The following is a 1,094-nucleotide window of genomic DNA, read 5'->3' on the forward strand; positions in this document are numbered from 1 at the left end:
TAACAGCACCGCGGCGTCGCGGAAAAATCAGCCCGCCGAAATCCGTCGGTCGGGCGCGCCGCCGGGGGTCCACTGCAGGTCGTCCGGCCCGTGCCCGTAGGCGACGGCGTGCCCGGAGCGGAGCACGAGCACGTCGGCATCCAAGCCGTGGGGCGCGTCGGCGTCGTTGGTCACGACGAGCGAGGCCATCCCGCGCTCATCACGGCGACGCACGATGGCGGCGCGCACCGCCGCCCGCACCTCGACGTCGAGGTTGGCGTACAGGTCATCCGCCACGAACAGGCGCGGCTCCAGGACGAGGGCGCGCGCGAGCGCGACCCGCTGACGCATCCCGGCGCTCAGTTCGTAGGGGTACTTCGGCGCCGTGCCGAGCGGGAGCTCCATCTCGTCGAGCAGTGTCGCGACGCGCACCGCGAGCGCCCGCGTGTTCACGCGGCGATCTCGCGCGGTGATCGGCTCGGAGATGACCTCGGACACCGTCAGGCGTGCGGGCAGATTCGCACCAGCGCCCTGCGGAAGGTACCCCGTGTGGAACGTCCATTCCCGGACCGCCCGCCCCGGATGCCGCGCCGAGATGCCGTGGATGCGCGCGTCTCCCCCGACGACCGTCAGCCCTTCGTCGGGCCGCCCCGCCAGCATCGAGGCGAGAGACGTCTTCCCCGACCCCGTCGGGCCCATGATCACGAGGCTGCGCGCCGCGGCGAGGGTGAAGGTGATGCCGTCGATGACCCGTACGCCACTGCGGGCGAGCGAGAGGTCGTCGGCGCGGATGGCGACAGCGGTGTCGAGGGACCGGGGCATGCGTACATCCTCCCCGACGGGATCCTCTGACGCCACCGCCGTGGGTCAGGGAGCGGTCAGTCGCTGTCGATCGGCGTCCAGTTCCCGCAACCGGATCCGCAGACGCCGCCCCTCTTCGGAGTCGGCGGGGACGCGCTGGATGCCGCGCAGCAACTCGTCCTTCTCTCGCTGGAGCTCGCGCACGAGCAGGCCGCGAGCGAGGTCGTTCGCCGAGGCGACCGCGCCTTCTTCGTGGCGCGCGGGGAACTCCGCGGTGAGCAGTTCGACGGCGAGGGTGCGGAACGGCTCGCGCA

Annotated in this window: 1 protein-coding gene and 1 pseudogene; both read right to left on the reverse strand. The window is 72.2% G+C overall.

The features are described 5' to 3' along the window. Positions 1-27: 27 nt before the first annotated feature. The gene (locus LQV45_RS34880; protein ID WP_230012541.1) at positions 28-801 is read right to left on the reverse strand and encodes an ATP-binding cassette domain-containing protein; all 774 of its coding nucleotides are present in this window, start codon (positions 799-801) and stop codon (positions 28-30) included. Between the two features lie 45 nt (positions 802-846). Further along, a pseudogene (locus LQV45_RS34885) lies at positions 847-1,094 on the reverse strand (DNA primase); the annotation flags it as partial.

Source organism: Microbacterium sp. Bi128 (assembly GCF_918698205.1).

What these genes read in the sequence shown, in the direction of transcription:
- LQV45_RS34880 (WP_230012541.1), bottom strand. Translation starts at nt 801, where the DNA reads ATGCCCCGGTCCCTCGACACCGCTGTCGCCATCCGCGCCGACGACCTC.